Origin of the sequence: Vibrio sp. V33_P6A3T137, assembly GCF_009904835.1 — a bacterium.
GTDB lineage: Bacteria > Pseudomonadota > Gammaproteobacteria > Enterobacterales > Vibrionaceae > Vibrio > Vibrio metschnikovii.
Map to the genome: position 1 here is coordinate 1 of NZ_WXWK01000110.1, position 6663 is coordinate 6663.

The 6663-nt window shown below is 44.6% G+C and carries 7 protein-coding genes and 1 pseudogene; 4 read left to right on the forward strand and 4 right to left on the reverse strand.

The genetic code is table 11. The features are described from left to right. Window positions 1–141, forward strand: a pseudogene (locus CAG60_RS10385) (IS4 family transposase); the annotation flags it as partial. A gap of 71 nt (window positions 142–212) precedes the next feature. Here the strand turns inward: CAG60_RS10385 and pfkA are convergent. The 3 genes from pfkA to CAG60_RS10400 all read right to left on the reverse strand — a co-directional run bounded on the left by pfkA (window position 213) and on the right by CAG60_RS10400 (window position 3044). Further along, window positions 213–1175, reverse strand: coding sequence for a 6-phosphofructokinase (pfkA, locus tag CAG60_RS10390; RefSeq protein ID WP_004394430.1), 963 nt, complete (start codon window positions 1173–1175; stop codon window positions 213–215). A gap of 251 nt (window positions 1176–1426) precedes the next feature. Continuing rightward, window positions 1427–2335, reverse strand: coding sequence for a CDF family cation-efflux transporter FieF (gene fieF / locus CAG60_RS10395; RefSeq protein ID WP_161438882.1), 909 nt, complete (start codon window positions 2333–2335; stop codon window positions 1427–1429). Window positions 2336–2507: 172 nt separating this feature from the next. Then, window positions 2508–3044 carry a CpxP family protein gene (locus CAG60_RS10400; protein WP_161438883.1) on the reverse strand — a complete coding sequence of 179 codons (537 nt, stop codon included), beginning with the start codon at window positions 3042–3044 and terminating at the stop codon, window positions 2508–2510. A gap of 230 nt (window positions 3045–3274) precedes the next feature. Here CAG60_RS10400 and CAG60_RS10405 point away from each other — a divergent pair, with 230 nt between their 5' ends. The 3 genes from CAG60_RS10405 (at window position 3275) to CAG60_RS10415 (ending at window position 5903) form a co-directional block, all read left to right on the forward strand. Then, complete coding sequence (locus tag CAG60_RS10405) at window positions 3275–3961, forward strand: response regulator (protein ID WP_004394427.1); 687 nt, start codon at window positions 3275–3277, stop codon at window positions 3959–3961. Continuing rightward, complete coding sequence (cpxA, locus tag CAG60_RS10410; protein WP_154169950.1) at window positions 3961–5340, forward strand: envelope stress sensor histidine kinase CpxA; 1380 nt, start codon at window positions 3961–3963, stop codon at window positions 5338–5340. Before CAG60_RS10405 ends, cpxA begins: the two co-directional genes overlap by 1 nt. A gap of 89 nt (window positions 5341–5429) precedes the next feature. Then, a complete protein-coding gene (locus tag CAG60_RS10415) occupies window positions 5430–5903 on the forward strand; it encodes a tRNA (cytidine(34)-2'-O)-methyltransferase (protein WP_040903916.1) in 474 nt (157 codons plus the stop codon). A 353-nt stretch (window positions 5904–6256) separates the two neighbouring features. On the opposite strand, the gene CAG60_RS10420 is transcribed toward CAG60_RS10415, so the two are convergent. Next, window positions 6257–6469, reverse strand: coding sequence for a cold-shock protein (locus tag CAG60_RS10420; RefSeq protein ID WP_004394424.1), 213 nt, complete (start codon window positions 6467–6469; stop codon window positions 6257–6259). Between the last annotated feature and the right edge of the window lie 194 nt (window positions 6470–6663).

Below are 6663 nucleotides of genomic sequence, written 5' to 3' on the forward strand. Positions count from 1 at the left end.
CCTAAGCGCATTACTCACTTGCAGGAAGAGGCGATACACCATGTCTTGCCCATTAAACGAGAAGAGCGGATATATCCGAGAGCAATAAAACCAAAGGCAAAGAAATACCCCAATAAAAAGAAAGCCAGTCAGCTTAACTGACTGGCATTACGCGATGCGGTCTTTTTTGATTGGTGATTGTTTTCTTCACTCAGGTTGAATAACCCGCGTTCTTAAAATAACTCTTCAGCCACTTTGTACAAATCTTGGCGCACCGGACGCTTCATGGTTTCAATCGCTTCAATGATATCATGATGAACCAGTTCTTCTTTTTGGATACCAACGCAACGACCACCATGTCCTTCTAGCAACATATGCACCGCATAGTTACCCATGCGTGAAGCTAAAATACGGTCAAATGCGGTTGGTCGACCACCACGTTGAATATGCCCCAGTACTGTTGCTCGAGTTTCACGGCCGGTTGATTTCTCAATCTCTTTTGCCAACTGGTTGGCGTCGGTCATCAGTTCCGTTAACGCAATGATCGCGTGTTTTTTGCCTTTTTTGATCCCGTCTTGGATATTAGAAATCAGTTGCTGCATATCCAGACCCGTTTCCGGCGTAATGATGTACTCACAGCCACCAGCAATCGCTGACATCAGGGTTAAATCACCACAGTGACGGCCCATGATTTCCACAATGGAAATACGCTGATGTGAAGAAGACGTATCACGCAAACGGTCGATCGCATCGATAACGGTATTAATCGCCGATAAATAACCGATGGTGTAATCAGTACCGGCAATATCGTTATCGATCGTGCCTGGTAAACCAATGCAAGGGAAGCCCATTTCGGTGAGCTTTTTCGCGCCCATGTAAGAACCATCACCACCGATCACAACTAAAGCATCAATATTGTGCTGCTTTAAATTCTCAATCGCTTTTAAACGCACTTCTTCATTACGAAACTCAGGGAAACGCGCTGAACCTAAAAAGGTACCGCCTTTGTTGATCACATCAGAGACGCTGTAGCGATCCAGTTGCTTAATGTTCCCTTCATAGAGTCCAAGATAACCATCATAGATACCATAGACACCTAAACCTTCACCTAATGCAGTACGAACAACGCCACGAATCGCTGCGTTCATGCCGGGCGCATCACCACCACTTGTCAAAACACCGATATTTTTAATCATGCTCACCCTCGATTTTTTGAGAATTCAAAACTCATTTTTAGTTGTGCTCATTCAGACAAAACAAGCAACAAAATTGTGCGTTATGTTACCTCGCCCTATAAGGAATACTACTGTTATTTGAGCGTTTTTTTGTAACTTTATTACTTATGTAAGAGTATTACAGCTTTATCCTATCGCTTCGTTGATTCATATCAGGATACTGTTTTTTAATTAAACTGACTGAAATATAGTCAAGTTGAGCGCACTTTGCCTTACCACGTCGATAATTTTTGTTTACGTTCCACATTAAACACTACGGAGTAAGGATCTTGGTGAATAATCACATCCGCACCGGGAAATAGGTGGCGTAGTTTTTCTTCAACTTGATCAGAAATGCGATGGGCTTCAATCAGCGGAATATGATCATCTAATTCGAGATGCAATTGAATAAATCTTACGGGCCCCGCCATGCGCGTTCGCAATTGATGAACCCCTAACACACCATTGACCGACAAACAGGCGACCCGAATCTGTGCCAGCTCGTCATCAGGGAGTTTTCTATCCAGCAGCGTTTGCACCGCCTGATAAGCCATGCCAATCGCACTGTATAAAATGTATAAGCCTATCCCAATAGCAAAAATCGCATCGGCTTGTTTAAAACCCAACCAACTCAAACCCAGAGCCAGAATAATCGCCGCATTCATGTATAAATCGGTTTGGTAATGCAAAGAATCGGCGGCAATTGCTTGGCTGTTGGTTTTTTTGACCACATAACGCTGAAACGAGACTAAAGCAAAGGTCACCAATAAGGCAAACACGCTGACATAAATCCCGTATTCTGGCGATTGAAGTTCGTGAGGACGGAAAAAACGCTCAACCCCATTGAGGAGTAAGAAACAGGCTGAACCGGAAATAAACATCGCTTGCGCTAAGGCTGCTAAAGATTCGGCCTTACCATGACCAAAGGTATGTTCTCGATCGGCAGGTTGCAGGGCATAACGTATGACAATTAAATTGACCACAGAGGCGGCAATGTCGAGTAAAGAATCCACTACTGAGGCAAGTAGGCTGACCGATCCGGTCACCCACCATGCGGCTATTTTAACGATTAATAGACCACTGGCGACAATGGTGGCGGTCCAGGCAGCCAGTGTAACTAAGCGAGCGTACTCTTGTTTCATTACTTTTAACCATAACGTAATAGACCCATGCACAGGATATAGCGTGGTGCTGAGCGATAAAATGGCCTACCCTTGCTTCGTTATTTTGTAACACAAGGAGTGAAATTAACCACCCTACACCAGCATCTCAATTGCATCAAGTCAGTAAAGTAACACCCGCTGTTGACTTCAGTTATCCTCGGCCTTTGTCTTTACTTCCGTGTTTATGTCCACGTGGCTCACCACCCTCTCGATGATGCTTTTCCATACACTCTTGCTGTAAGGTTTGTAGCTGGGTCTTTTGCTCATCGGTTAAAATACTCATCATTTGATGACGTTTTTCGAGCATGTTTATTCGGCGTTCAACCTGTTTATCCACCATCTGTTTATCCACCATCTGTTTAGCCAGTTCGTTAGCCGCGGCGCGATCAAAATCAGCAGAGAGCATTAACGCTCGCTCTTGTTCACGAAAGGTACTCATTTCATCACGCGAGCCACGACCACGCTGATCTTGCATGGCTTGGCGATGCTCTTCGCGCAAGGCTTTTAACTGGCTCTGCTGTTCTGTGGTTAAGTTCAGTTGACTGACGATACCTTTTTCGCTGTGTAAACCACATCGTTGCTGTTGATGCTCCGTGTGCTTACCCTTTCCATAAGCCAGTACACTGGCACTACCGATAGCCAAAGGTAAGGCGACTGCAGCGAGAATCATTGTCTTGGTCATATTCATCATTATTTCCTCTCTCAATAGTTATCGTTGATAAGCTTTAGCCTTCCAAGCTTGTTACGATGGGAGAGCTGCACAAGCAGCGCTTAATCAAACAATACAAGTTGACGAGTAAAGTGGCGTGTAGAGAGCGTAAAGAATCGTAAATAGTCACTAATAGCCCATTATCCAAGCCAATTTCGCAGTAAACTATCCTCATTGACTAGGAAAGTAATATCGGTAACGAGGCACCAATGGCACATATTCTTCTGATTGACGATGACACCGAACTCACCAATCTACTTAAAGAAGTCCTCAGTTATGAGGGGTTTGACGTCTCTGAAGCCAATGACGGTCAATCGGGGTTGGCGGCGCTTAACGATGAGATTGATCTGATTCTATTGGATGTCATGATGCCTAAACTCAATGGCATGGAAACCTTGAAGAGACTGCGTGAAAACTGGACAACCCCAGTACTGATGCTAACCGCAAAAGGCGAAGAGATTGATCGCGTAATTGGTCTCGAATTAGGGGCCGATGATTACCTTCCCAAACCATTTAGTGATCGTGAATTACTCGCCAGAATTCGAGCCATTTTACGCCGCACACAGCATCAATCCGTACATAAACCGTCGGATGTGATTGAGTGTCAAGACATACAAGTTTACCCAGGCAAACAAGAAGCCTATTGCCAAGGGCAACTCCTCGACCTAACCACTACCGAGTTTGCTCTATTAGGCCATTTTGCCCAAAATCCAGGGGAAACCCTCACCAAAGAGATGCTCAGCCTCGATGTATTAGGTAAACGGCTGGCCGCTTTCGATCGAGCCATTGATATGCATGTCTCGAATTTACGCAAAAAATTACCCGAACGGGTCGATGGCAAGCCTCGAATTAAAACCTTACGTGGCCGTGGATACTTAATGGTGGCGGAAGAGTAATGCGCTTACCTAAATTCAATAGCCTGTATGGCCGTATCTTTGCCATTTTCTGGCTAACCATGCTACTGGTGGTGATTGCGGTGCTATCTTTACCACATCTCGATCCGCGTAAATCACGCGATCTTCCATCTGAAAGCTTGCAAAGAATGCTCGACTATCAGCAACTTTTGGAAAAACGTTTCATCCAACAAAATAACCTTTCGCGGATCATTACCGAACTAGAATCAGGCAGTCACCATAGTTCGCGGCCGCGTTTTTTTGTTACCGATCAAGAGGGCAATATCCTCACCACGAAACGGCATGAAAATTTTCAATTAAAGGCATTAAAGAACTTTACCACCAGTATTGAGTCGGTTGATAAACCGCAACAACGTTTGTATGGTCGTTATATGATTTCTGGCCCAGTCTCAATTCGATTGGCTGATCAGGATCTATTACTATTCATGGGCATGCGTTGGGATCAGCCGCCACCATTTCTACTGAGATTATTTGATAAACCGCTGCATCTACTGTTGTCGGTTATGTTAGTCAGCACTCCTTTGTTGCTATGGCTCGCTTGGGCATTGAGTCAACCCGCTCAGCGGCTCGCGCTCGCCGCTCAACGTGTTGCTCGGGGCGAGTTTATCGTCGACCCTGAACTGGAAAAAGGCACTACAGAATTTCGTCAAGCCGGACGTAGTTTTAATCGCATGGTACAGGCGGTTAACCAGATGATCTCCGGCCAACAGCGCTTATTATCAGACATCTCCCATGAATTACGCTCACCGCTGACTCGCCTAAGAATGGCCAATGCCTTAGCCAGCCGTAAGCAAGGAGAGAGTAAAGAATTAGAAAGAATCGATACCGAAGCCCAACGTTTAGAACGTATGATCGGTGAGCTACTTGAACTGTCTCGCATGCAGACCAATAGTCATTTAAGTCGCGAAATACAGCCATTGTCTAGCTTATGGGAAGCGTTGCTCGATGATGCACAGTTTGAGGCCGAGCAAATGCAAAAACAACTGCTCCTCGACCCGATTCCTGATCAATACATTTCTGGTAATCCACAATTATTGATGAGTGCGTTAGAAAATGTCGTCCGCAATGCAATTAACTATAGTCAGGATCGGATTCAAGTTAGCTTTCGTTGTGTGGCACAACAAATCATCATCACCGTTGAAGATGACGGACCTGGCGTTCCGGACAGCGAGCTGAATGAAATATTTCGACCATTTTACCGAGTATCAACCGCAAGAGACAGAGACAGCGGAGGAACGGGGCTCGGGTTAGCAATCACGGAAAGTGCCATTCGTCAGCATAGTGGTCAGGTTAGCGCGAGCCGAAGTGATCTTGGCGGCTTAAAAGTGCAAATCACCCTACCGATTCAACGGGATCAATGAGCGATGACGGTAAACCCATTCGATAAGATAAACATCTAAGCTTCTGTGCAGTATACTGATGCGCTCTATTGATAAGGAACCGTTCAACCATGTTTGACATCGCCCTCTATGAACCTGAAATCGCCCCTAATACGGGGAATATTATTCGCTTATCCGCTAATTGCGGCGCGAACTTACATTTAATAGAACCTTTAGGGTTTGATTTTGAGGAGAAAAAACTGCGCAGAGCCGGTTTAGATTATCATGACCTCACCCGAGTCACTCGCCATCAAAATTATCAAGCCTTTCTCGACTACTTAACGGCTCGTGGTGAATTTCGACTCTTTGCCTGCACTACAAAAACCACCGGACATCATGTTGATGCACAGTTTCAAGTTGGGGACGTATTACTGTTTGGCCCAGAAACGCGCGGCTTACCCGCCGACCTGATCCATAGCTTACCGATGAATCAACGCATTCGTATTCCAATGATGCCCAATGCTCGCAGTCTAAACTTATCCAATGCGGTAGCCATCATTGCCTTTGAAGCTTGGCGTCAATTGGGTTTTTCGGGAGCTCAATAAGCTACCCACCGAGTATTTAAGGAGAGGAGAGGCGATCGATATTAACGCGTTTTCCATGCGTAATCTGAGATGATCAATCCGCCTCAACCTTAAGTGATACTAAAGGTGAGGTATGCTCACGATTCCGACAGCCAGAAACTACAAACCGACACTTTTGCAAACAAGCGATACGAAGAGCAGAGTAGAGTAGAGCAGATAGCTTTAGACATAGACTGGATCGACAATAGACATTAACGCAGGAGAGAGCAATCACGACCAAGCCATGAAAAGATCAATGACAGCCATTAAAAAAATGACAGACAGCAAAAAGGCCGCCTAGGCGACCTTTAAATATTCTGATTAGTATCAGTAAATTATAGAGTTACAACTTGAGCAGCTTGTAAACCTTTTTGGCCGTTTTCAACGACGAATGATACTTTTTGACCTTCGATAAGAGTTTTGAAACCCTCAGAAGCGATTGCGTTGAAGTGTACAAACACATCCGCGCCGCCGTTGTCTTGAGATAGGAAACCAAAACCTTTAGTTTCGTTGAACCACTTTACTGTACCAGTTGCTTTGTTAGACATAATTTGTCCCTTATATAGAATTCATTGGATTACTGCGCAAATGCGCAAGGTGCTGAAGCATGAATTATTTAATGTAGCTAATCATGTAAGGGAAATATTAGGATAACAACTTTTACGATGGGATTCTAAGAATTTACTTTTACTTTTGATTTTCATTAATAACTCTTAACTATAGAGCCAGATAACTATAAGGG

Coding starts and splice junctions, on each gene's coding strand:
- pfkA (WP_004394430.1), bottom strand. CDS start 1,175: ATGATTAAAAATATCGGTGTTTTGACAAGTGGTGGTGATGCGCCCGGC.
- fieF (WP_161438882.1), bottom strand. CDS start 2,335: ATGAAACAAGAGTACGCTCGCTTAGTTACACTGGCTGCCTGGACCGCC.
- CAG60_RS10400 (WP_161438883.1), bottom strand. CDS start 3,044: ATGAATATGACCAAGACAATGATTCTCGCTGCAGTCGCCTTACCTTTG.
- CAG60_RS10405 (WP_004394427.1), top strand. CDS start 3,275: ATGGCACATATTCTTCTGATTGACGATGACACCGAACTCACCAATCTA.
- cpxA (WP_154169950.1), top strand. CDS start 3,961: ATGCGCTTACCTAAATTCAATAGCCTGTATGGCCGTATCTTTGCCATT.
- CAG60_RS10415 (WP_040903916.1), top strand. CDS start 5,430: ATGTTTGACATCGCCCTCTATGAACCTGAAATCGCCCCTAATACGGGG.
- CAG60_RS10420 (WP_004394424.1), bottom strand. CDS start 6,469: ATGTCTAACAAAGCAACTGGTACAGTAAAGTGGTTCAACGAAACTAAA.